This is a genomic window from Actinoplanes sp. NPDC049681, assembly GCF_044465265.1.
Lineage (GTDB): Bacteria > Actinomycetota > Actinomycetes > Mycobacteriales > Micromonosporaceae > Actinoplanes.
This window is the reverse complement of the sequence record NZ_JBITLP010000001.1, coordinates 641,450-663,612: the sequence shown is the minus strand read 5'-3', so window position 1 is coordinate 663,612 and position 22,163 is coordinate 641,450. Positions and strand designations below refer to the sequence as shown.

Here is a 22,163-nt window from a genome sequence, read left to right as displayed (position 1 = left end):
ATTCACAAGGGTTGATCGTCTCCTTCGGCCGCCGATCGTTCAGGGCCGGGTCATCCGGAGGACGTCGAGCGCCGAATCCAGCTGTTCCTCGGTCAGAGTGCCACCGGCGACATGTCCACGTTCGATGACTACCGCCCGGATGGTCTTGTCTTCCTTGAGCGCCTGCTTGGCGATCGCGGCGGCCTCGTCGTACCCGAGGTAGCGGTTCAGCGGCGTGACGATCGAGGGTGATCCCTCCGCGTACGCCCGGGTGACCTCCTCGTCGGCCTCGAGCCCGTCGATGCAGCGGTCGGCGAGCATCCGCGCCGCCGCGGCCAGCAGCTTGATCGACTCGAGCAGGTTGCGCGCCATCACGGGCAGCATGACGTTGAGCTCGAAGTCGCCCTGCGTGCCGGCGAAGGCGACCGCCGCGTCGTTGCCGATGACCTGGGCGACCACCTGGCGCACCGACTCGGGCACCACCGGGTTCACCTTGCCCGGCATGATCGACGACCCCGGCTGCAGGTCGGGCAGGCGCAGCTCGCGCAGGCCGGCCCGGGGCCCCGAGCCCATCCACCGGATGTCGTTCACGATCTTGTAGAGGCCGACCGCCACCACCCGCAGCTGCCCGGAGGCCTCGACCAGGCCGTCCCGCGCCCCCTGCGCCTCGAAGTGGTTGCGAGCCTCGGTCAGCGGCAGCCCGGTGCTCTCCCGCAGCCGCTCGATCACCGCGGCGGCGAACCCGGGCGGCGTGTTCACCCCCGTGCCCACGGCCGTACCGCCCAGCGGCAGCTCGGCGAGCCGGGGCAGGCAGGCCTCGAGCCGCTCGACGCCGTTGCGCACCTGAGCCGCGTACCCGGAGAACTCCTGCCCCAGGGTGACCGGCGTCGCATCCATGAGATGCGTGCGGCCGGACTTGACGACTTCGGCCCAGGCCGAGGCCTTGGCCTCGAGTGCCCCGGCGAGATGCTCCAGGGCCGGGACGAGATCGCGGGTGACGGCCTCGGTGGCGGCGAGGTGGATCGAGGACGGGAAGACGTCGTTGCTGGACTGCGACGCGTTGACGTGGTCGTTCGGGTGCACCGGCCGGTCCAGCTCCCGGGAGGCGAGCGTGGCGATGACCTCGTTGGTGTTCATGTTCGACGACGTGCCGGAGCCCGTCTGGAACACGTCGATGGGGAACTGGTCGTCGTAACCGCCGTCCGCCACGTGCGCCGCCGCGGTGGAGATCGCCTTGGCGATGTCGTCGTCGAGCACCCCGAGGGCCGCGTTGACCTGCGCGGCCGCCCCCTTGATGCGAGCCAGCGCCCGGATGTGCGAGGGCTCCAGCCCCCTCCCGGAGATCGGGAAATTCTCCACGGCACGCTGCGTCTGCGCGCGCCACAGGGCGGCGGCCGGCACCCGGACCTCACCCATGGTGTCGCGCTCGATCCGGAATCCGCTCTCGTCAGTCGTCACCGCTCCATCCTGCCCCCGCGGCGACCGCCTCGCAGTTGATCCGCGCCACTGTTCAACGGGCCCGGCCGTCGGTGACAGCGGCTCGACAGCCGGGCGAGAGCGGTCACCAGCATGCTGTCCGAAGGGGCCGTCCCGTCTCTGGCCCCCCTGGCGGCGGGACGGCCTCATCGGGGGGCGTGCAGCTCGCCTCATGACGCGACGGCGAGCTGCCCGCGCACCCCCCGGGGGGACGACCACCGGTTGGACGGCGCCCGGCGTCGGAAGTATCGTCCCGAGGGTTTGGACGTCCCCGACGAACAGGATCTTTGTCATGCGACGCGCCCTCCTCACCGCGGCCCTCGGCGGCCTCCTGCTCACCGGAGCGGGGTGCAGCGGCAGCGACGCCGAGGACGGCAAGGCTCCGACCCTGGCCGCGCCGTCGTCCACGCCGGCCGCCTCGCCGGAGCCGGACTACTCGGCGAACACCAAGAAGATCTGCGACGACCTGGACAAGCTCTTCGACACCGAGCTCGAGAACTTCGGTACGGAGATCGGCAAGATGATCGCCTACAAGGAGGCGAAGCAGGCCGACAACGCCGCGAAGGCGCAGAAGGCAGCGGCCAAGCAACTGCGCGACGTCGGCGCGCGGGTGCGCAAGGAGACGGCCGTCGCCCAGGACCCGGAGCTGAGGACGGTGGGGGCCGCCTCGGCCACGAAGTTCACCAAGAGCGCGGCCGACCGCAAGTTCTTCGACCAGATCAAGTCCACCAAGGACCTGGACCGGATCCTCGAGACCCAGATGACCAACTGGCTGAACCCGGTCGCCGGCTACTGCGCCTGACGACCGCCGCGGGGCATGTTCAGCGGCGTCCGATGCTCAGGACCGGCTTCGTCACCTCGGCGAAGAAGTCGTTGCCCTTGTCGTCCACGACGATGAAGGCCGGGAAGTCCTCCACCTCGATCCGCCACACGGCCTCCATGCCGAGCTCCGGATACTCCAGCACCTCGACGTGCCGGATGCAGTCCTGGGCCAGCCGGGCCGCCGGGCCGCCGATCGAGCCCAGGTAGAACCCTCCGTGGCTCTGGCAGGCCTTCGTCACCTGCCCCGACCGGTTGCCCTTCGCCAGCATCACCAGCGAACCGCCCGCGGCCTGGAACTTCTCCACGTAGGCGTCCATGCGGCCGGCGGTCGTCGGGCCGAAGGAACCGGACGCGTAGCCTTCCGGGGTCTTCGCGGGGCCGGCGTAGTAGACCGCGTGGTCGCGCAGGTACTGCGGCATGGGCTCGCCGGCGTCGAGGCGTTCGGCGATCTTGGCGTGGGCGATGTCGCGGGCGACGACCAGCGGGCCGGACAGCGAGAGACGGGTCTTCACCGGGTACTTGGCGAGCTGGGCCCGGATGGCCTCCATCGGCTGGTTGAGGTCGACGCGGACGACCTCGTCGGTCTCCAGGTTCTCGTCCGTGACGTCCGGCAGGAAGCGGGCCGGGTCCGGCTCCAGCCGTTCCAGCCAGACCCCGGACGGTGTGATCTTGGCCGTGGCCTGCCGGTCGGCCGAGCAGGAGACCGCGATGGCCACCGGGCAGGAGGCGCCGTGCCGGGGCAGGCGGATCACGCGTACGTCGTGACAGAAGTACCGCCCGCCGAACTGGGCGCCGATGCCGAAGTCGCGGGTCAGCTCGAGCACCGCCGCCTCGAGCTCGACGTCGCGGAAGCCGTGGCCGGTCATCGAGCCCTCGCGCGGAAGGTTGTCCAGGTACTTCGCGCTGGCCAGCTTCGCCGTCTTCAGCGCGTGCTCCCCGCTGGTGCCGCCGATGACCACGGCGAGGTGGTACGGCGGGCAGGCCGAGGTGCCGATGAGCCGGAGCTTCTCGTCCAGGAACTCCATCATCCGCGCCGGGTTCAGCAGCGCCTTGGTCTCCTGGTAGAGGTACGACTTGTTGGCCGAGCCGCCGCCCTTGGCCATGAACAGGAACTTGTAGGCGTCCGGCTGCCCGCCCGGGTCCTCCGCGTACAGCTCGATCTGGGCCGGGAGGTTGGAGCCGGTGTTCTTCTCGTCCCACATCGTCAGCGGGGCGAGCTGCGAATACCGTAGGTTCAAGCGCGTGTACGCCTGGTAGACGCCGAGCGCGATCGCCTGCTCGTCCGTACCGTCGGTGAGCACGTGCCGGCCGCGCTTGCCCATCACGATCGCCGTGCCGGTGTCCTGACACATCGGCAGCACGCCGCCGGCCGCGATGTTGGCGTTGCGCAGCAGGTCGAGGGCGACGAACCGGTCGTTCGGCGACGCCTTGGGGTCGTCGATGATCGATCGCAGCTGGGCGAGGTGGGCGGGGCGCAGGAAGTGCGCGATGTCGTGCATGGCCTCGGCGGTCAGCAGCGTGAGCGCGCCGGGGTCGACGGTGAGGAACCGTCGCCCGCCGGGCCCGTTGACCACGTCCACGCCCTCGTCCGAGAGCAGTCGGTACTCGGTCGTGTCCTCGCCGATCGGCAACAGCGGCGAGTACGAGAAAGCGGCGGCTCTGCTCATGACGGGCAAGCCTAGGCCAGCCCCTGCCGGCTTTGCGAACCGGCAGCCCGACCGGCCGGCACCGGTTCGATCACCGTGCCGGAGAAGATCCGTACGGGAGGTAGGCCATGTCGCGCCCGGAGACCAGGATCAGGCCGCCCGGGCCGGCCGCGAAGACCTTCGCGGCCGTGCGGGCCTCGGTCAGAACACCCCCGGTGCGCGGGCTGAGTGCGACGATCTTGCTGGGTTTCGCCTCCGCGATGATCGCCGCGTACGGGGTGAGCGCCGCCGACGCCCCGGAGCCGACCGTACGCCGCCAGACCACGGCACCACGGCTGAAGGACCGGGCGCTGACCGTCGTCTTGTCCGCGCTGCGGATCAGGGCGTAGGAGTTGTCGACGGCCAGCACGCTCTGACCGTCGCGCCCGTGCCACAGGTCACGCCCGTCGTGCGCGGCGATCAGCTCCTGGCGTCCGACCGGGTCGACGCCGAGCACGACGTCGGAGCCGCCCGCCGGGTCGCGTTCCTGCTTGCAGTCGGAACCGTTGTCGGCCGTACGCAGGTTGAGCCCGTCCCGCTGCCACACCGCCCGGCCGGACGGCGGATCGTGGGCGACGACGTCGTAGTAGCAGGTGCCGTCGCGGGCTTCGCCGGTCACGGTCAGCACCCGCCCGCCGGCGACGGCGACCCGCTGATGACGGCCGGGGGTGCGGGTCTGCACCACCCGGCCCTGGGCGGTGTCGATGATCTGCACCTTGCCGTCACCGGGCAGGCCGAGCAGCGCGGGGAGCGGCTGCGGGCCGGCCACGTGCGCGTCGACCCGCTCGGCGCCGATCGGCTGGGTGTCGGGCAGGTCGGGGTTCGAGGCGTTGAGCACGAAGCCGATGCCGGGCGTCGGGACGGTCCACATGGGCTTGCTGCCGCGTGGCTCCCAGGCGCTGAGCTCGCACTCGTCGGCCTCGGGACAGCGCAGGTCGAGGATCGCATCCGCGTACGTCCACACGGCCGTGGCCGCGCTGTCCTTGCGCCGGACCGCGCCGGTCGCCGGGTCGAGCACCTCGTAGCCCTTGGTCAGCAGCCGGCCCACGACCACCACGGCGTCGGACTCGCCGCCGGCCACCGCGGCCCAGTCGGCGTCGGACTTCCACAGCCGTACGCCGGCGGTCAGGCCGTACGCCTCGATCGAGGTGCGGTACTCGACGACCACCGCGCCACCGGTGACGGTGACGCTGTGCGGCGATCCGCCGATCGCCGTCTGCCAGGCCGCGGCGCCCTCGGCGATGGGATCGCTGCGGGTGATCCAGGACCAGACGCGCGGCCACGGATTCCACACTCCGGTGGTGGCGAGCACGATGACGGTGACGAGCCCGACCAGGGCAACGCCCTTGGGTGTCGGACCGCCGGATGCCACGCCGGACACGGTAACGAGATCGACACGGCTCGACGGTTAGCCCGAAAAGCCCGTGTCGATGGCTTACGTCCCGCTCGCCGCTCTGACCAGCGGCATCGTGCGATACGGGATCTGCTCCGCCAGCGCGATGATCGTCGAGGCGCGCATGATCCCCTCGTACGCCAGGATGTGGTCGATCACCCGCTGCAGGTCGGCGTTCGAGCGGGCCACGATCCGGCACATCAGGTCGCCGCTGCCGGTGATCGTGTGCGCCTCGAGCACCTCGGGGATGTCCGCGAGGTGCTCGGTGACGGCACTGTGGCCGTACCGTTGGGAGATCTCCAGGGTCACGAAGCTCATGACCCCGAAACCGATGGCCGCGGGCGAGACGTCGGGACCGAAGCCGCGGATCGCGCCGCGGGCGATCAGTTTGTCGAGGCGCGCCTGCACCGTGCCCCGGGCGACCGCGAGGCGCCGGGACAGCTCGAGGACCCCGATGCGGGGCTCGTCGGCGAGCATCGCGAGCAGCCGGCCGTCGAGAGCGTCCAGATGAACATCTTGTACAGCCATAATGCGTTCCGACCCTACCGAATGCGCAGACTGACCACCGGAGAACGAGAGTGTTGCCCAGCGCTCTGGCCTGGGTCAACCTCTCGTCATGACGCAGACGATGGAACACGCCACGAGCACCGACGACGTCTTCCCCGTCAAGGGCGTCGACCACCTCCAGTTCCTCGTGGGCAACGCGAAGCAGGCGGCCCACTACTACTCCACCGCCTTCGGCATGACCTGCGTGGCCTACCGCGGCCCGGAGCACGGCTACCGCGACCACGCCGAGTACGTGCTGGTCAGCGGCTCGGCCCGGTTCCTGATCACCGGAATGGTGCACGCCGGGGCACCCGGCGCCGAGCACGTCACCCGGCACAGCGACGGCATCTCCGACATCGCGCTGGCCGTACCGGACGTCGACAAGGCGTACGCCCACGCGCTGGCCGCCGGCGCCCGCGGGGTCACCGAGCCGCACGACCTGACCGACGAGCACGGCACCGTACGGGTCGCGTCGATCGCCGCGTACGGCGACACGGTCCACTCGCTCATCGACCGCTCGCGCTACGACGGCCCGTTCCTGCCCGGCTTCGTGACCCGCGGCCCGATCGTGGACCGCCAGCCCGCCATCGACGCCGGCCTGCAGCCCAAGCGCTTCTTCCAAGCGGTCGACCACGTGGTCGGCAACGTCGAGCTCGGCCGGATGGACGAGTGGGTGGAGTTCTACCGCCGCGTCATGGGCTTCACCAACATGGCCGAGTTCATCGGCGACGACATCGCCACCGACTACTCGGCGCTGATGAGCAAGGTCGTCGCGGACGGCACCCGCAAGGTCAAGTTCCCGCTCAACGAGCCGGCGATCTCCCAGCGCAAGTCCCAGATCGACGAGTACCTCGAGTTCTACGGCGGCCCGGGCGCCCAGCACGTGGCGGTCGCCACCAACGACATCATCGCGAGCGTCGACGCCATGCGCGCGGCCGGCGTGGAGTTCCTCGACACCCCGGACTCGTACTACGACGACCCGGAACTGCGCGCCCGCATCGGCGAGGTCCGGGCGCCGATCGAGGAGCTCAAGAAGCGCAAGATCCTGGTCGACCGGGACGAGGACGGCTACCTGCTGCAGATCTTCACCAAGCCGGTACAGGACCGGCCGACGGTCTTCTTCGAGCTGATCGAGCGCCACGGCTCGCTCGGTTTCGGCAAGGGCAACTTCAAGGCCCTGTTCGAAGCCATCGAGCGGGAGCAAGAGCTGCGCGGGAACCTGTAACACTGTTCCCGTGACGCATCCGAACGACGACGCCCCGGACGCGGGCCGCCCCGCCCCCGGGCCGGTCCGCGCCCCGGCGCCGCAGCCGGCCGCCGGCCCGGCACCGCAGCCGGTCGCCGCCCCGGCACCGCAGCCGGCAGGAGGCCCGGCGCCGCAGCCGGCAGGAGGCCCGGCGTCCGCAACCGCCGGCGCTCCCGGCGCCGTGCCCGGCCAGAGCGGCCCGGCACCCTTCCCTGGACAGAGCGGTCCAGCAGCGGCCTGGCCGGGTCAGAGCGGGCCCGCTTCTCCCTGGCCGGCGGCCGGACCCGGGACGCCGCCGCCGGGATACCCGCCGTACTACGGGCCACCGCCCCAGTACGGCCCGCCCGGATGGCGGCCACAGCCGGTGCCTCTGAGCCCGGACGGCCGCCCGCTCGCCGACTTCGGCTCCCGCCTGCTCGCCTACATGATCGACGTGGGCATCCTCAGCGCCATCACGATGGTCGTCTCCCTGCCGTTCCTGCTGTGGTTCGTCTTCAGCTGGACCTCCGAGATGTCCGAGCTGACCGATCCGTACTCCGGAACCGACCCCTTCGCGGCGTACGACCGGATGTTCACCGGCTACTTCGTGCCGTTCCTGCTGATGGAACTAGGCTTGATCGTTTTCCTCATGGTGGCCTACTACATCTACGCCGTGGAGATGATGTTCCGCAGCGGCCAGACCCTGGGCAAGAAGCTGATCAAGGTACGGGTCGTGCCCCTGGAACCGGGCGCGACGCTGACGCGGGGCATGGCGGCCAAGCGCTACCTCGTCGAGTTCGTCGGCGGGATGGTCGTGCCGCTCTTCAGTTACCTGGACGGACTCTGGCAGCTGTGGGACAAGCCCTACCAGCAGACCCTGCACGACAAGGTCGCCAAGACCGTCGTGGTAAAGGTTGCGCCATGAGTTCGCTGCCCGCCGGTTGGTACAAGGACCCGGCCGACCCGTCGACCCAGCGCTGGTGGGACGGCGAGGGCTGGCTGGGCAAGGCGATACCGGCGGACCAGGAGCCGCCGGAAGGTCCGCCGCCCGCCGAGGAGCCGAAGCCGGCCGCGCCCGAGCCGGACCCGGCCGGGTCGCAGCCCGGCTCGGTCGCGCCCCCGCCCGCGACCTGGGGACCACCGCCCGGATACCCGGCTCCGCCCCCCGGCTGGCAGCCGCCGCCCGGATACCCCACGCTGCCGCCCGGCTACCCGGCGCCGCCGCCGGGTCACGCCGTGCCGCCGCAGTACCAAGGCCCGGGCCACCCCGTGCCCCCGCAACAGCAAAGCCCGGGCCAACCCGCGCCGCCGCAGGGCCAGCACGCCCCGGGCCAGCCGATGCCGCCGGGCCAGCCCATGCCGCCGGGCCAGCCGATGCCGCCGGGCTACCCGGTGCCGCCCGGTTACCCCGTACCCCCGCCGGGCTGGCAGCCACCGCCCGGCTGGACCCCGCCGCCCGGCCTGATGTACCCCTACCCGGTGCAGGCCCGCCCGCACGGCATGCCGCTGGCCGGCCTCGGCCGCCGCCTGGTGGCGCGCCTCGTCGACTTCGCCGCCGTGCTGATCCTCAACGTGCTGGTCAACGGCTGGCTGGCGTACCAATGGTGGCTCGAGGTCGAACCGATCTTCCGGGCCGCGATGACGCAACCGTTCAGCACGCCGCAGCCCGCCTCGGCGCGGTCCACCTATCTGCTGCTGACGATGCTGTTCATCGCGACCGCGCTGTGGTTCGCCTACGAGGTGCCGGCCGTCGCGAACAGCGGCCAGACGCTCGGCAAGCGGCTGCTGCAGGTGAAGGTCGTCAAGCTCGAGGACACCACCGCGATCGGTTTCGGCCGGGCGTTCCGGCGGTGGGGCCGGCTCGGCATGTGGACGCCGCTGTGGAACTGCTACGGCATCGGCTTCCTGGCCCAGCTCATCGACTGCGGCGCCGCACTCTTCGACCAGCGGCTGCACCAGGCGTTGCACGACAAGTCCGCCGGCACCGTCGTGGTCGCCGCGCCACCCGGCCACGACCGGCGTCCCGCGCCGGCCGCGCCCGAGAACGATCACACCGGAGGGAAACGATGACCAGGCTGACCCGTGCCGACCTCGAGGCGCTGCCCGCGTACGTGCCCGGCCGCAACGTCGCCGACCTGGCCCGCGAGCTCGGCATCGCCGAGGCGATCAAGCTGGCCAGCAACGAGGTGCCGTTCGGTCCCCTGCCGGGCGTGCCCGAGGCCGTGGCGGCGGCGGTCACCCAGTCGCACCGCTACCCGGACATGGGCGTGGTGCAGCTGCGGGACAAGCTGGCCGAACGGTACGGCGTCAGCCCCGACCGCATCGTCACGGGCTGCGGCTCGGTGGCGCTGGCCGAGCACCTGGCGAAGGCCACCTGCCTGCCCGGCGACGAGATCCTGTACTCGTGGCGCTCGTTCGAGGCGTACCCGATCATCTCGGCCGGGGTGGGCGCGACCAGCGTGCGTGTCCCGAACACCCCGGGCCACGGGCACGATCTACCGGCCATGGCCGACGCGATCACCGACCGGACCCGGCTGGCGATCGTGTGCAATCCCAACAACCCGACCGGCACCAGCGTGCGGAAGGCCGAGCTGGACCGCTTCCTGGACGCCGTACCGGACGACGTGCTGGTGGTGCTCGACGAGGCCTACCGGGAGTTCGTCACCGACGACGCGGTTCCGGACGGGCTGGCCACGTACGGTGACCGCCCGAACGTCGTGGTGCTGCGGACCTTGAGCAAGGCGTGGGGCCTGGCGGGCCTGCGGGTGGGCTTCCTCGTGGCGCAGCCGGAGGTGGCCGGTGCGATCCGCAAGGTCTTGACGCCGTTCTCGACGAGCCTCGTCGCGCAGGCCGCGGCGCTGGCCGCGCTCGACGCCGAGGACGAGGTGATGCGCCGCTGCGCCATCGTCATCGCCGAGCGGGAGCGGGTGACCGAGGCGCTGCGCAAGCTGCTGCCCGACGTGCCGTCGAGCCAGGCCAACTTCGTCTGGCTGCCCCTGGGCGACCAGGCGGCGGCGTTCGGGGCGGCCTGCGAGAAGCGCGGTGTGATCGTCCGCCCGTTCCAGGGCGACGGGGTCCGGGTCACCATCGGTACGCCGGAGGAGAACGACGCCTTCCTGGCGGCGGCGGAGGCGGCGCTCTAGCCGACCGGCACGATCGTGGGCGGGAACACGCCGTGCGCCACCGCACGGATCAGCCGGTACGGCGCGAGGATGGGGATGTGACGACGCGCGCGACCGAACTGCTCCGGGTGGTGCACGCCCGCCCCGGCGTGACCAGGGCTGATGCGGCCCGGCTGATCGGGGTCGGCACGGGCGCGACCACCGAGCTCGTCGGCCGGCTCGGGCAGGCGGAGCTGCTCGCCGAGGGCCCCGCCGCGCCCAGCGGCAGCCGTGGCCGCCCCACGACGGCGCTGATTCCGCACCCTCGCGGCCCGCTCATCGCCGCCGCTTCCATCACCCACGAGGCGTGGCGGGTCGACGTGGTGGAGCTGGGCGGTGGCACCCTGGCCACGGTCACCGAGGAGCTGCACGGGCGAGGCGGTGACGAGGTGGTCGCGGCGATCGGGTCGGCCGTGGCCGAGCTGCGGCGGCGCTACGGCGGTCGCGTCCGGGGCATCGGGATCTCCGTACCCGGCACCGTGTCCCGGGATCTCATGCTCGACGCCAGCAACCTCGGCTGGCACGACGTCGACCTGGCCGCGGCCTGGCCGGGCGGGGAGATCTTCGTCGCGGGCAACGACGCGACGCTGGCCGCCTCGGCGGAATCGCACCGCGGCGTCGCGGTGGGCGCGTCGGTCGCCCTGCACCTGCGCATCGAGGCGGGGCTCGGCGGCGCGGTCGTCAACGGCGGTCAGGTCCTGGTCGGCGCTCTCGGCGCGGCCGGCGAGTTCGGGCACATGCCGTTCGGCGACCCGTCGGTGGCCTGCCCGTGCGGCGCGTACGGCTGCTGGGGCACCGCGGTCGACGGCTCGGCCCTGGCCCGCCTCCTCGGCCACGAGCCGCCTCCGGATCCCGTCTCGTACGCCCGCCGCATCATCACGTCCACCGAACCCGGGCCGGCCGCGGCGACGGCCACCGTGGCGGCCGCCCTGGGCCGGGGCATCGCGGGCCTGGTCAACGGCCTCGACCCGGATCTCGTGACGCTGGGCGGCCTGGGGGTGGACCTGCTCGCCGCCGCGCCGGACCGGATCGACGAGGCGTACCGGGCGGGCCTGATGGGCTTCCGCCGCGCGGCGCCCCCGCCCGTGCTCGCGGCACGCCTCGGCGACGACGGCCCGCTCGCCGGGGCCGCCGAGGAGGCCTGGACCGCCCTGCTGGCGACCCTCGTCTAGATCGCGGCGAGGATGGCCGGGTCGATCGTGTAGTAGTGGTGGGGCTCACCGGGGTCGGTGCCGGCATCCGCGAACAGCCGCTCGACGACCACGACCGTGTCCGTCACCTGCCACAGGTGCGGCTTCCAGGGTTCGACCCGCTCGTTCTTCGTGTACGCCGTGAAGCGCGCGAGCTGCGTCCCGTTCCGCGCGTCCAGGATCACGAACTCGTACGCGGCCGTCAGCAGCACCACCTTGCCGGCGCGTACGCCCAGGACCTGCGCGTCCCCCGCCCACCGCCACGTCGCCGCGCCTGAGGCGGTCACCGCACCCCCGGCCGTGGCGAGGATCAGCCCGCCCAGTGCGGTGGTGCCGGACGCGTCGAGAGCCGGGGCCCGTTCGGGGCGCCGGGCGTGCACCAGCCAGCCCTGCCCGGAGGCGTCCCGCAGCCCGCCGCACCCGGACCGCGCCACGTCACAGCCCAGCGGGGTCGACGGCCCGACCGGCCAGCCCAGCACCGGCGCGCCGGAGATGACGTCCCAGGCGCCTTCCCCGCACACGAACCGCCCGCCCGCCGTGACGAAGGCGGCGGTGACGCAACCGGGCGGCAGGGCCGCGGTCCAGCGCAAGGAGCCGTCCTGGCTCGAGTGGGCCTCCACCTTGCGCCCGGCGACGACCAGGACGCTCGTGCCCGCCGTGTACAGGCCCGGGGGCGCCCAGACCGCGTCGCCGCCGGTACGCCCTTCGAAGGCCGGACCGCCCGGGCCGTCGGCACGCCAGGCGACCTTGCCGGTGCGTGCGTCGAGCGCCACCAGCTTGCCGTCGGTCCACCGGCTCACCACCGTCGGGCCGATCGCGACCAGTCCGCTCACCCGCGCCGGCCACCGCCGGTACGACCAGCGCGGCGTGGCCATCATCTCCGCGTCCACCGGGCCGTCGGCCTTCACGAGGCGCGTGCCGGCGTACACCCGGATCCGGTCGTCGACGACCAGCGGCGCCATCGTCAGCTTGCCCAGGATTCCCGCGGGCCGCACGGCCGCGACCGGGTACGGCCCGGTGGCCGGCTCGATCACCTCGGCGGGCCTGAGCACCCGCCAGCCGATCAGGCCGGCGGCGGTCAGCGCGACGATCGCGGCGAGGGCGGAGAGCAGCTTCCGGGTCACCCCCGGGACAGTAATTCAGGCCGCGGCGGCGAGATCGTCCAGGTCGCGGCGGAGAGCGCCTTCGACCGTACGCGCGGCCAGCCCGCCGAAGACGAGCGCCAGGAACCGCCCGGCCGGAGCCGTCGGGGTGCCGTCCTGGACGACGGTCACCATCGTGCCGCCGCGGTGCCGGCCCTCGATCACGGGAACAAACGTGTACGTCATCCGGTAGTCGGCGCCGATGCCCGGCGAGGCGACCACGAACCGTTCCGGGACGACGCACTCCTGCACCCGGAACTCCTCGGTGATCTCGCCGCCGTCGGCCATCGTCCGGGTCTCGCGCCACGCGGTGCCGGTGTCGAACGGACCGGAGCTGAGCATCTCGACCCGGGTGACGGTGGACAGCCACTGGCAGCGGCGCCGCAGGTCGGTGAAGACCCGCCACACCTCGACGACCGGCGCCTCGACCAGCCGTGTCACCGCAACCGTGGACATAGCGTGACCTCCCGCGTACACGGTACGGCGACCGGCCGGTCAAGGACAGACGGTTGCGAGTCTCACTCGAATCCGGCGTTGATCAGGCCGAGGCGGACCAGCTCGGTCAGCGGCTCGAGCACGTTGACCGCCCCGAAACCGACCCACAGCGGCCGGTCGTCCTCGCGCCGGGCGCGCGCGGGCTCGATGAGCGGCATCGGATGGGTCGCCGCCAGCACCTCCGCGACCTCGGCCACCTCGCCGCCGTCGACCGCGAGCGCGCACGCGACCAGCACGTTGAGGAAGCCGTGGTGGGTGAAGCCGGTCTCGGGGTCGGTGTGCCGCAGCGCGTGCCGCAGCCCGGCGGCGAGCTTGAACGGCAGCTCACGGTCCCGGCAGGCGCAGATGACCGCGGCGAACTCCACCGGGGTCGGGAAGAGCTCGGCGGCCAGGCCGCCGACCCGGAACTTGGGGCGGACGGCCAGCCCCTCGGCCCGCGCACCCGCGATCGTGTCCAGCGCGGCGAGCAGGCCCCAGCTGAGCGGGATCTCGGCGTACACCTGGAGGTCCTGCTCTTCGGCGGCGAAGCGCCGCAGGGCGCCGAGTCCCGGCTGGGGGTCCTCGCCGCGCCGCGACACCAGCGCCTCCACCTGGCTCACGCTCGCGCCGGCGGCGCGCAGCTTCGCCACGACGGCGGGCAGGGCGGTGATGGCGGCGTCGTTGACGACACCGACGGTCAGTTCGCGGGGCGGCGCGTCGAGATCGACGAGCGACGACGGTACGAGCAGAGCGCCGAGCAGCGGGGCGTACCAGGCGGTGCGGTGCTTGCGGTGGACGGCGACCGCCTCGCCGACGCCGATCGCGCCGGGCGGGAGCACGGACGCATCGTCCACGAGCCCGGCGAAGAGCGGCGGCACCAGCGTTGACACGGTTCTGAACCTAATGGACTGGGTGATGGCAGGAAAGAAGGCGGGGAGCTCTGCAGCTCCCCGCCTTCCCCCGTTCGCGGAGCTCAGCTGATATGGAACGGCTCGCCGTAGACGGCGAAGTCGAGCGGGGTGTTCAGGTCGAAGTTGCCGTTGCGCAGGAAGACGCGCTGGGCGGTGTCCACCCGGGACGTGTCCGAGTGGGCCTCCTCCTTCTTCATCTCGATCACACGCTCGTCGAGGAACGCGTTGAGCCAGGTCGTCTCGTTGCCGCCCTGCGACGGCGGCTTGGCCTTGCGCAGCGCGCGGCTGCGGATGTCGCGCATGCCGTCGTAGCCGTGCATGACCGCCGCGTCGTAGTAGGCGAACTGGCCCAGGGCGCGCACGCCGTCGTTCTTGCCGTCCCGGACGGACGGGTTGAAGTAGACGCGGTCCCGTTCCGCCTCCTGGGCGGCCTGGAACACCGGGTCGTTCGCGGCCGTACGCCAGTCGCGCGGGAAGTTCGGGTCGAGACCGGCGTGCGAGTCGGTGCCGTTGACGTTGCGCAGCGCCGGCAGGTACTTCGCCAGCACGTTGTTGGGCTTGGTGGCCGTGTACGCCTCGACCAGCTCGAGCATGTCGCCCGTACCGGAGCAGAAGCCGATGATGCCGGCGGTGTAGCCGCGACCGTCGTCGATGTCCTCGATGTACGAGAACTGCGCCCGCCAGTCCAGCGACGAGTTCTCCGCGGCCGAGACGATCTGCATCGCCACGTCCTTCTTCGCCGGGTTGTCGAGGTTCACGCCGCTGGCGGGCGGCGTGGTGGTCGGCGAGGTCGGCGGGGTGCCGCCGCCGGGCAGGGTCCACTTCTGGTTGGCGCCCGTGTTGCAGCCCCAGATCTGCAGGCGGGTGCCGTTGGCCGTGCTCTGCCCGGGTACGTCCAGGCACTTGCCGGAGCCGGTGTTGATCAGGGTTCCGCCGGCGCCGGCGCTCCATTTCTGGGCGCCGGTGCCGTTGCACGAGTAGAGCTGGATCTTCGCGCCGTTGGCGGTGGATCCGTCCGTGACGTCGAGGCATTTGCCCAGCGCCCGGATCGACGCGTCGCTGTTGCCGACGCTCCAGTTCTGGGCGTTGGTGCCGTTGCAGTCGTAGAGCTGGATCGCGGTGCCGTTGGCGGAGCTCGCCGCGTTGACGTCGACGCATTTGCCGCCGAGTCCCTTGATCGGCCCGGCGGTGGCGGCCTCCGCCGGCAGCAGGCCGTAGATCACGGCGGCCGCGGGGACGAGCACGCCGCCCAGGGCGTAGGCCAGCGTTCGTTTGCGGATCATGGCGCTCCTCATGGGGGATGGAGGGGTGGGCGCACAGAGGGAAGCCACCGATGGCGGGCGCTGGGATACCCGCCATCGACGGCGATGACTGGTCACGGTAGGTCAGTTAAAGTGTTTTATCAATAGCCGTCCGCCAGCGCCTTGACGGCGATCGGGCGGCGAGCCGATGGCGGAGCGTGACGACCCTTGACTTCGGACCGGGGCGGTTCTACGGTCCAGCTAATTGTTAGCCAGATTGCCAATCACTTCGGAGGCCCGGTGACACGACTGGCGGGTTCGTCCAAGCTGCTGCGCGCGATGAACGCGAGCGCGGCGCTCGCCCACCTGCTCGAGCGGGGTGGGCTCACCCGGGCCGACCTGCGCAAGCTCACCGAGCTCTCCACGCCGACCATCTCCGAGGTGCTGCGCCGGCTCACCGACGCCGGCCTCGTGACCATCGTCGGCTACGACAGCGGCCGTCCGGGGCCCAACGCGGAGATCTACGCGGCCAACCCGGACGCAGCGTACGCCGCCGCGGTGTCCGTCCGCGACATCGGCGCGAGTCGAAGTCCGTCGGTCGTCGCCGCCCTCTGCGATCTCACCGGCGCGGAGCGTGCCCGCATCGAGCGGGAGATCGACTTCCTCCGCACCGATCCCAAGACCGCCCTGGTCGACGTGGTGGCCGACCTGCGCGAAGAGGCAGGCGTCGCGGCCGAGGCCGTGCACCACGTCCAGCTCGGCGTCGCGGGCTCGTACGACTCCCGCGCGGAGACCATCCGGCACGTCGACGTGCCCGGCTTCGCCCGCCCCGGCCTGGTGCCGGAGATCGCGGCGGCGCTCGGCACCCACGTCGGCGTGGACAACGACGTCAACCTGGCCGCGGTCGCCGAGCGCCGCCGCGGCGTGGGCCACGACGTCGACGGCTTCGCCCTGCTCTGGCTCGGCCAGGAGGGCCTCGGTCTCGCCATCGACATCGGCGGCACCCTGATGCGCGGCGCCCGCGGTGGCGCCGGCGAGATCGGCTACATGCCGCTGTACGCCCCCGACTCCACCCACCGCAAAGTGGACCTGCAGGACCTCGTCGGCGGCGCCGCGCTGCTGGCGCTCGGCCAGGACCACGGCGTGCCCGGGCGTACGCCGCTCGAGGTGGTCACCACCGCCGCGGCCGATCCGCACCGGGCCGGCGAGTTCTTCACCCAGCTCGCCGACCGGATCGCGGTCGGCCTTGCCGCCGTGATCGCCGTGCTCGACCCGTCGCTCGTCGTCCTCGCGGGCCCGGTGGCGCAGGCCGGGGGCGAGACCCTGCTCGCCGCGGTCACCGCCGCCGTCCGCCGGGCGGCCCCGCTGGAGAGCACCATCGCCGTCACCACGATCGACGACGACGCCGTGCTGCTCGGCGCCCTCGATGCCGGTCTCACCGCCGTCCGCGAGGCGCTGATCGCGGAGATCCGCGACAACCAGGCCTGATTTCCCCACCTTTCCCCCGAGAGGACCCCTCGAGTGAACAAGCGGATACCCCCTGCCCAAAAATCGATCATCGCGGCCGCGGCCGCGCTGCTGCTGACCGCCGCCTGCACCCCCGCCCCCAAGGAACAGAAGATCGCCGACCCGGGTACGGAGGTGTCCGGCACCGTCGAGCTGTGGCACTTCTTCACCGAGCGGGAGGCCGCCGCCATCGACACGGTGATCAAGGAGTTCCAGGACTCCCACCCGAAGATCAAGGTGACCGTGAAGTCCGGTCAGGACGACGGGAAGATGACGCAGGCCATCGGCGCCGGCAACGGGCCGGACATCGGGCTGTCGTACTCCACCGACATCGTCGGCAAGTTCTGCTCGTCCGGCGCGTGGGTGGACCTGGCGCCGTACATCAAGCGCGACAAGGTCGACCTGGGCCAGCTGAACGCCACCACCCGGCAGTACACCGAGTTCGACGGCAAGCGTTGCGCGATGCCGTTCCTCGCGGACGCGTACGGGATGTTCTACAACAAGGACATGTTCGCCAAGGCCGGCATCGCCGGGCCGCCGAAGACCCTGGACGAGCTGACCGCGGACGCCAAGAAGCTCACGGTCAAGAACCCCGACGGGTCGCTGAAGACGGTCGGATTCCTGCCGCTCTTCGACTTCTACGAGAACGCGGCCGCCCACCTGGCCCCGGCCGTCGGCGCCAAGTGGCTGACCGACGACGGCAAGTCCGCCGTCGGCACCGACCCCGCCTGGAAGACCCTGATGACCTGGCAGAAGAACCTGGTCGACTGGTACGGCTACGACAACCTGCAGAAGTTCCGGGCCGGCCTGGGCGACGAGTTCAGCGCGGACAACGCGTTCCAGAAGGGCCGGGTGGCGATCAACATCGACGCCGAGTACCGGCTCGCCTTCGTCAAGGACCAGGCGCCGAAGCTGAAGTACGGCGTCGCACCGCTGCCCACCAGCGACCCGGCCCGGTACGGCGCCGGCTACGTCACCGGCAACATCGTCGGCATCTCCAAGAACGCCAAGAACCCCGAGGCCGCCTGGGAGCTGATCAAGTACCTGACCACGAACGACGCGACGATCGTCAAGCTGGCCAACTCGCTGAAGAACCTGCCGACGACCACCAAGGCCATCAGCGACCCGGCCCTGCAGGTCGAGCCCGAGTTCAAGACCTTCATGGACATCTTCGCCAGCCCCAACTCCTCCACCACGCCGCCGTCCGCGTCCGGGCCGGCGTACCAGGAGACGTTCGGCACCTTCGCGACGAACTGGCAGTCCGGCAAGGTCAAGGACCTCGACGCCGGCCTCGCCGACGCCGACAAGCAGATCAACAGCGTGATGACACTGGGCGGCTGACCATGCGGCTGCGCCGGAACCTGACCACGCTCTCCTTCCTGGCCCCCGCGCTGGCCGGCATCGTGGTGTTCTTCGTCTACCCGCTGCTGTCGGCCGTCTACTTCTCGTTCACCAAGTTCGACCTGCTCACCGTGCCGCAGTGGGTCGGGCTGGCGAACTACCGGCGGATGGCCGAGGACCCCTTCCTGCTCCAGTCGATCCGCAACACCCTGTGGATGGTCGTGGTCTTCGTCCCGGTACGCATCATCAGCGCCATCGGCCTGTCGATGCTGCTCACGCAGATCAAGCGGGGCGCCGGCTTCTTCCGGACGATCTTCTACCTGCCGGCGCTGGCGCCCCCGGTGGCCGCGACCATCGCCTTCGTCTACCTGCTCAAGCCCGGTACGGGCCCGGTCAACACGTTCCTGGGCCACCTGGGCATCGAGGGCCCGCTCTGGTTCAACTCGCCGGACTGGTCCAAGCCGTCCCTGGTGCTGCTCGGGCTCTGGGGCATCGGCGACATCATGATCATTTTCCTGGCGGCGGTGCTGGGCGTCTCCCCCAGCCTCTACGAGGCGGCGTCGCTCGACGGCGCCAACGCCTGGCACCGCTTCCGCTACGTGACCCTGCCGACCATCCGCCCGGTCATCCTGTTCGCCGCGGTCACCGGCGTGATCTACACGCTGCAGTACTTCGACCAGGCCGCGGTCGCCGGCTCGATCGCCAGCGGGCAGGCGGTCACCGGCGGCGGCATCTCCTCGTCCTTCGGCTTCCCCGAGGGCTCCACCTTCACCTACCCGCTCTGGCTCTACACGGTCGGCTTCCGCTACAACGCGCTCGGTTACGCCAACGCCATGGCCGTCGCGCTGTTCGTGGTCGCCCTCGCGGTGACGGTGATCCTGCTCCGCCGCTCCAAGGCCTTCTCCGGGGAGGACCAATGACAACCACGCTGGAACGGCCGCTGGTGGCGGCCGCGCCCACCACCCGACAGGTACGCCGCCAGAACCGGCTCGCGTGGATCGCCCGCCACAGCCTGGCGATCGTGCTGGCCATCATGTTCCTGACCCCGGTGGTCTACCTGTTCCTGATCTCCGTGATGACCAGCGACCAGGCGCTCACCAGCGACTACTGGCCCAACACCTGGCATTTCGAGAACTACGTACGCGTCTTCGAGGTGACCCCGCTCCCGCGCTACCTGCTCAACACGGTGATCTACGCGGTGCTGGCTACCCTGTTCATGCTGCTGTCCAGCGTGCCGGCCGCGTACGCCCTGGCCAAGCTGAAGTTCCGCGGCCGCAACGCGATGTTCCTCGCGGTCATCTGCGTCATGATGCTGCCCCCGCAGGTGGTGACCGTGCCGCTCTACCTCATGTGGGCACGGTACGGCCTCACCGGCTCGCTCGCGCCGCTGGTCATCCCGATGCTCTTCGGCGACGCCTTCTGCATCTTCCTGCTGCGCCAGTTCCTGCTCACCATCCCGTCCGACTATCTGGACGCGGCCCGGGTCGACGGGTGCGGCGAGTGGCGCACCCTGATCCGGGTCGTGCTGCCGATGGCCCGGCCGGGCATCGCGGCGGCCGGCCTGTTCCAGTTCTTCTACGCCTGGAACGACTACTACGGGCCGCTGCTCTACACGAGCGAGAACGAGAACTCCTGGACGCTGTCCCTGGGTCTCGCCTCGTTCCACGGTGTCCATCACGTCGACTGGAACCTGGTCACCGCCGCCACGGTGCTGGCCATGGCCCCGATCGTCGTCGTGTTCTTCTTCGCCCAGAAGGCATTCGTCCAGGGCGTCACACTCACGGGAGTCAAAGGGTGAAGATCGCTGTCGTCGGCGGCGGGTCCACGTACACGCCGGAGCTGGTGGACGGGTTCGCCCGGCTCGGTTCCATGGTGTCCGAGCTGCTCCTCATCGATCCCGCGGCGGAACGGCTGGAGGTGGTCGGCGCCTTCTCCGCGCGGATCTTCCAGCACTACGGCCACCCCGGCAAGGTCACCTGGACCACCGACCTCGACGCCGGCGTGACCGACGCCGACGCCGCGGTGATCCAGCTCCGGGTCGGCGGGCAGGGGGCGCGGATCAGCGACGAGACCTTCCCGCTGGACTGCGGCTGCGTGGGTCAGGAGACCACGGGGGCGGGCGGGCTGGCCAAGGCTTTGCGTACGGTGCCCGTCGTGCTCGACGTCGCCGAGCGCATCCGGGCGCGCGCCAAGCCCGGCGCCTGGATCGTCGACTTCACCAACCCGGTCGGCATCGTGACCCGGGCGCTGCTCGACGCCGGGCACCGGGCGGTGGGGCTGTGCAACGTGGCGATCGGCTTCCAGCGTCGCTTCGCCCGGATGCTCGAAGTCGACCCGGCGGCGGTCGTGCTGGACCACGTCGGCCTCAACCACCTGACCTGGGAGCGAGCAGCCTATGTGGACGGCGTCGACCGGTTGCCGTACCTGATCGAGAATCATCTGGCGGAGCTCGCCGAGGAGGTGGACCTCGATCCCGGCATCCTGACGGCGCTCGGCAACGTGCCGTCCTACTACCTCAGCTACTTCTACGCGCACGACCGGCACGTCCGGGCCGCCGCGGGGGCACCCACGCGGGGACAGCGGGTCGCCGAGATCGAGGCGACCCTGCTGGACATGTACCGCGATCCGGCGCTGACGGAGAAGCCGGCGCTGCTGGGCGAGCGCGGCGGGGCGTACTACTCCGAGGCCGCGGTCGGCCTGATCGCGGCGCTGCACGGCCACGACCCGGACGGGGTGCATTCCGTCAACATCCGCAACGACGGCACGCTGCCCTTCCTGCACGACCGGGCCGTCATCGAGGTGTCCGCCCGCGCCGGCAAGGACGGCCCGGCACCACTGCCGGTCACCCCCCTCGCGCCCGACCTGGCCGGACTGGTCGCTCATGTCTCCGGGTACGAGGAACTGGCGCTCGACGCCGCGCTGCACGGCGGCCGCCACCGGGTCTACCGGGCGTTGCTGGCCCACCCGCTCGTCGGCCAGCACGAGTACGCCGAGGCGCTCACCGACAAGCTGCTCGCCGCGGGTGCCCAGCACCTGGCGTGGGCCCGATGAGAGCGCTCTTCCTGGCCGTGGACGGCGGCAACTCGAAGACCGACGTCGTCCTCGGCACGGCGGACGGCGAGGTGCTCGGCTTCGTCCGCGGACCGACCACCTCGCCGCACACCATCGGGCTGCCCGGCACTCTCAAGGTCCTGGGTTCCCTCATCACCGCCGTACGCGAAGAAGCGGGCCTGGCCGCCGCCACCCCGATCGACCTGGCAACGGTCTACCTCGCCGGTGCGGACCTCCCCATCGAGGTGGAGCGCTTGCAGGCAGCGATCTCGGCACGCGGGTGGAGCCGGGCCACGGTGGTCGACAACGACTGTTTCGCGCTGATGCGCGCGGGCACGTCGCTGCCGGACGCCGTCGCCGTGGTCTGCGGCGCGGGCAACAACTGCGTCGGCCGGGCGGCGGACGGCCGGACGGCCCGGTTCGTCGCCCTCGGCCCGATCTCCGGCGACTGGGGCGGCGGCCACGACCTCGCCGAGCACACCCTGCGCCTCGCGGCCCGCGGCGAGGACGGCCGTGGCGAGCCGACCGCCCTGTCCGCCGCGGTCGCGCGCCACTACGGCCGGATGACGGTGGAGGAGGTCAGCATCGGCCTGCACCTCGGCGAGATCGACCTGCTGCGGATCCGGGAACTGACACCCCTGCTCTTCGCCGCCGCGACCGAGGGCGATGCCGTCGCGGCCGCTCTGGTCCGCCGTCAGGCCGCGGAGATCCTCGCCCAGCACCGGGTCGCGGCGGGGCGGCTCGGGCTGCTCGACGCCCGGCACGCGCTGGTCCTGGGCGGCGGCGTCCTGCACGCGCGGCACCCCGTCCTGCACGATCAGGTGGTGGCCGGGGCCCGGGCGCAGGCGCCGCTGGTCGAGATCAGCGTGCTCGACGCCCCGCCCGCGGTGGGAGCGGCGCTGCTGGCGCTGGACGCGCTCGGGTCGACTCCCCACGCGGAGGCGCGGCTGCGCGCGGCCATGCGGAGCGCCTCACCCACGACGGCGGTTCCGGCCGTGGCCATCGAGAACGCCGGGTGAG

The 22,163-nt window shown here is 71.6% G+C and carries 20 protein-coding genes; 12 read left to right on the top strand and 8 right to left on the bottom strand.

Annotated elements, in window-relative coordinates:
* Positions 1 to 39: 39 nt before the first annotated feature.
* Entirely contained in the window at positions 40 to 1,437 is a 1,398-nt protein-coding gene (locus ACIBO8_RS03010) for a class II fumarate hydratase (RefSeq protein ID WP_396113392.1), read from the bottom strand.
* A gap of 310 nt (positions 1,438 to 1,747) precedes the next feature.
* On the opposite strand from ACIBO8_RS03010, the gene ACIBO8_RS03005 reads away from it, so the two are divergent.
* Positions 1,748 to 2,257: a hypothetical protein gene (locus ACIBO8_RS03005; protein ID WP_396113391.1), complete on the top strand. Its 510-nt coding sequence runs from the start codon at positions 1,748 to 1,750 to the stop codon at positions 2,255 to 2,257.
* A gap of 19 nt (positions 2,258 to 2,276) precedes the next feature.
* Here ACIBO8_RS03005 and ACIBO8_RS03000 read toward each other — a convergent pair whose 3' ends face one another.
* The 3 genes from ACIBO8_RS03000 to ACIBO8_RS02990 all read right to left on the bottom strand — a co-directional run bounded on the left by ACIBO8_RS03000 (position 2,277) and on the right by ACIBO8_RS02990 (position 5,883).
* Entirely contained in the window at positions 2,277 to 3,944 is a 1,668-nt protein-coding gene (locus ACIBO8_RS03000; protein ID WP_396113390.1) for a fumarate hydratase, read from the bottom strand.
* A gap of 70 nt (positions 3,945 to 4,014) precedes the next feature.
* Entirely contained in the window at positions 4,015 to 5,334 is a 1,320-nt protein-coding gene (locus tag ACIBO8_RS02995; protein WP_396113389.1) for a hypothetical protein, read from the bottom strand.
* A 63-nt stretch (positions 5,335 to 5,397) separates the two neighbouring features.
* Positions 5,398 to 5,883, bottom strand: coding sequence for an Lrp/AsnC family transcriptional regulator (locus tag ACIBO8_RS02990; protein ID WP_396113388.1), 486 nt, complete (start codon positions 5,881 to 5,883; stop codon positions 5,398 to 5,400).
* Positions 5,884 to 5,971: 88 nt separating this feature from the next.
* Here ACIBO8_RS02990 and hppD point away from each other — a divergent pair, with 88 nt between their 5' ends.
* From hppD to ACIBO8_RS02965, 5 genes are all read left to right on the top strand, one after another.
* Positions 5,972 to 7,126 (top strand): 4-hydroxyphenylpyruvate dioxygenase, encoded by a 1,155-nt coding sequence (gene hppD, locus ACIBO8_RS02985; RefSeq protein ID WP_396113387.1) that lies wholly within the window; start codon positions 5,972 to 5,974, stop codon positions 7,124 to 7,126.
* 385 nt (positions 7,127 to 7,511) lie between these two features.
* Positions 7,512 to 8,051, top strand: a complete 540-nt coding sequence (locus ACIBO8_RS02980) for an RDD family protein (protein WP_396113386.1) — start codon at positions 7,512 to 7,514, stop codon at positions 8,049 to 8,051.
* Entirely contained in the window at positions 8,048 to 9,196 is a 1,149-nt protein-coding gene (locus ACIBO8_RS02975) for an RDD family protein (protein ID WP_396113385.1), read from the top strand. Before ACIBO8_RS02980 ends, ACIBO8_RS02975 begins: the two co-directional genes overlap by 4 nt.
* Positions 9,193 to 10,269 (top strand): histidinol-phosphate transaminase, encoded by a 1,077-nt coding sequence (hisC, locus tag ACIBO8_RS02970; protein ID WP_396113384.1) that lies wholly within the window; start codon positions 9,193 to 9,195, stop codon positions 10,267 to 10,269. Before ACIBO8_RS02975 ends, hisC begins: the two co-directional genes overlap by 4 nt.
* Before the next feature lie 77 nt (positions 10,270 to 10,346).
* Positions 10,347 to 11,459 carry an ROK family protein gene (locus tag ACIBO8_RS02965; RefSeq protein WP_396113383.1) on the top strand — a complete coding sequence of 371 codons (1,113 nt, stop codon included), beginning with the start codon at positions 10,347 to 10,349 and terminating at the stop codon, positions 11,457 to 11,459.
* On the opposite strand, the gene ACIBO8_RS02960 is transcribed toward ACIBO8_RS02965, so the two are convergent.
* The 4 genes from ACIBO8_RS02960 to ACIBO8_RS02945 form a co-directional block, all read right to left on the bottom strand.
* On the bottom strand, positions 11,456 to 12,601 hold the full coding sequence (locus tag ACIBO8_RS02960; RefSeq protein WP_396113382.1) for a PQQ-binding-like beta-propeller repeat protein: 1,146 nt from the start codon (positions 12,599 to 12,601) through the stop codon (positions 11,456 to 11,458). The two genes, ACIBO8_RS02965 and ACIBO8_RS02960, sit on opposite strands and share 4 nt — an antisense overlap.
* A 15-nt stretch (positions 12,602 to 12,616) precedes the next feature.
* Positions 12,617 to 13,075, bottom strand: coding sequence for an SRPBCC family protein (locus ACIBO8_RS02955; protein ID WP_396113381.1), 459 nt, complete (start codon positions 13,073 to 13,075; stop codon positions 12,617 to 12,619).
* A 62-nt stretch (positions 13,076 to 13,137) separates the two neighbouring features.
* Positions 13,138 to 13,983: a hypothetical protein gene (locus ACIBO8_RS02950; protein WP_396113380.1), complete on the bottom strand. Its 846-nt coding sequence runs from the start codon at positions 13,981 to 13,983 to the stop codon at positions 13,138 to 13,140.
* Positions 13,984 to 14,066: 83 nt separating this feature from the next.
* Positions 14,067 to 15,287: a chitosanase gene (locus ACIBO8_RS02945; RefSeq protein ID WP_396113379.1), complete on the bottom strand. Its 1,221-nt coding sequence runs from the start codon at positions 15,285 to 15,287 to the stop codon at positions 14,067 to 14,069.
* 258 nt (positions 15,288 to 15,545) lie between these two features.
* Between ACIBO8_RS02945 and ACIBO8_RS02940 the strand changes: the two genes are divergently transcribed.
* The 6 genes from ACIBO8_RS02940 to ACIBO8_RS02915 are packed head-to-tail and all read left to right on the top strand — an operon-like array spanning position 15,546 to position 22,162.
* The gene (locus tag ACIBO8_RS02940; RefSeq protein WP_396113378.1) at positions 15,546 to 16,733 is read left to right on the top strand and encodes an ROK family protein; all 1,188 of its coding nucleotides are present in this window, start codon (positions 15,546 to 15,548) and stop codon (positions 16,731 to 16,733) included.
* Positions 16,734 to 16,766: 33 nt separating this feature from the next.
* Entirely contained in the window at positions 16,767 to 18,092 is a 1,326-nt protein-coding gene (locus ACIBO8_RS02935; RefSeq protein WP_396113377.1) for an ABC transporter substrate-binding protein, read from the top strand.
* A gap of 2 nt (positions 18,093 to 18,094) precedes the next feature.
* Positions 18,095 to 19,012, top strand: coding sequence for a carbohydrate ABC transporter permease (locus tag ACIBO8_RS02930; RefSeq protein ID WP_396113376.1), 918 nt, complete (start codon positions 18,095 to 18,097; stop codon positions 19,010 to 19,012).
* A complete protein-coding gene (locus tag ACIBO8_RS02925; protein ID WP_396113375.1) occupies positions 19,009 to 19,890 on the top strand; it encodes a carbohydrate ABC transporter permease in 882 nt (293 codons plus the stop codon). Before ACIBO8_RS02930 ends, ACIBO8_RS02925 begins: the two co-directional genes overlap by 4 nt.
* A complete protein-coding gene (locus tag ACIBO8_RS02920) occupies positions 19,887 to 21,143 on the top strand; it encodes a 6-phospho-beta-glucosidase (RefSeq protein WP_396113374.1) in 1,257 nt (418 codons plus the stop codon). The genes ACIBO8_RS02925 and ACIBO8_RS02920 overlap by 4 nt, the downstream gene beginning before the upstream one ends.
* Positions 21,140 to 22,162, top strand: coding sequence for an N-acetylglucosamine kinase (locus tag ACIBO8_RS02915; protein ID WP_396113373.1), 1,023 nt, complete (start codon positions 21,140 to 21,142; stop codon positions 22,160 to 22,162). Before ACIBO8_RS02920 ends, ACIBO8_RS02915 begins: the two co-directional genes overlap by 4 nt.
* Position 22,163: the final 1 nt, after the last annotated feature.

Bases quoted from the DNA above. Each gene is read 5' to 3' on its own strand.
- ACIBO8_RS02915 (WP_396113373.1), top strand. From the start codon at position 21,140: ATGAGAGCGCTCTTCCTGGCCGTGGACGGCGGCAACTCGAAGACCGAC.
- ACIBO8_RS02990 (WP_396113388.1), bottom strand. From the start codon at position 5,883: ATGGCTGTACAAGATGTTCATCTGGACGCTCTCGACGGCCGGCTGCTC.
- hppD (WP_396113387.1), top strand. From the start codon at position 5,972: ATGACGCAGACGATGGAACACGCCACGAGCACCGACGACGTCTTCCCC.
- ACIBO8_RS02925 (WP_396113375.1), top strand. From the start codon at position 19,009: ATGACAACCACGCTGGAACGGCCGCTGGTGGCGGCCGCGCCCACCACC.
- ACIBO8_RS03005 (WP_396113391.1), top strand. From the start codon at position 1,748: ATGCGACGCGCCCTCCTCACCGCGGCCCTCGGCGGCCTCCTGCTCACC.
- ACIBO8_RS02945 (WP_396113379.1), bottom strand. From the start codon at position 15,287: ATGATCCGCAAACGAACGCTGGCCTACGCCCTGGGCGGCGTGCTCGTC.
- ACIBO8_RS02975 (WP_396113385.1), top strand. From the start codon at position 8,048: ATGAGTTCGCTGCCCGCCGGTTGGTACAAGGACCCGGCCGACCCGTCG.
- hisC (WP_396113384.1), top strand. From the start codon at position 9,193: ATGACCAGGCTGACCCGTGCCGACCTCGAGGCGCTGCCCGCGTACGTG.
- ACIBO8_RS02955 (WP_396113381.1), bottom strand. From the start codon at position 13,075: ATGTCCACGGTTGCGGTGACACGGCTGGTCGAGGCGCCGGTCGTCGAG.
- ACIBO8_RS03000 (WP_396113390.1), bottom strand. From the start codon at position 3,944: ATGAGCAGAGCCGCCGCTTTCTCGTACTCGCCGCTGTTGCCGATCGGC.
- ACIBO8_RS02930 (WP_396113376.1), top strand. From the start codon at position 18,095: ATGCGGCTGCGCCGGAACCTGACCACGCTCTCCTTCCTGGCCCCCGCG.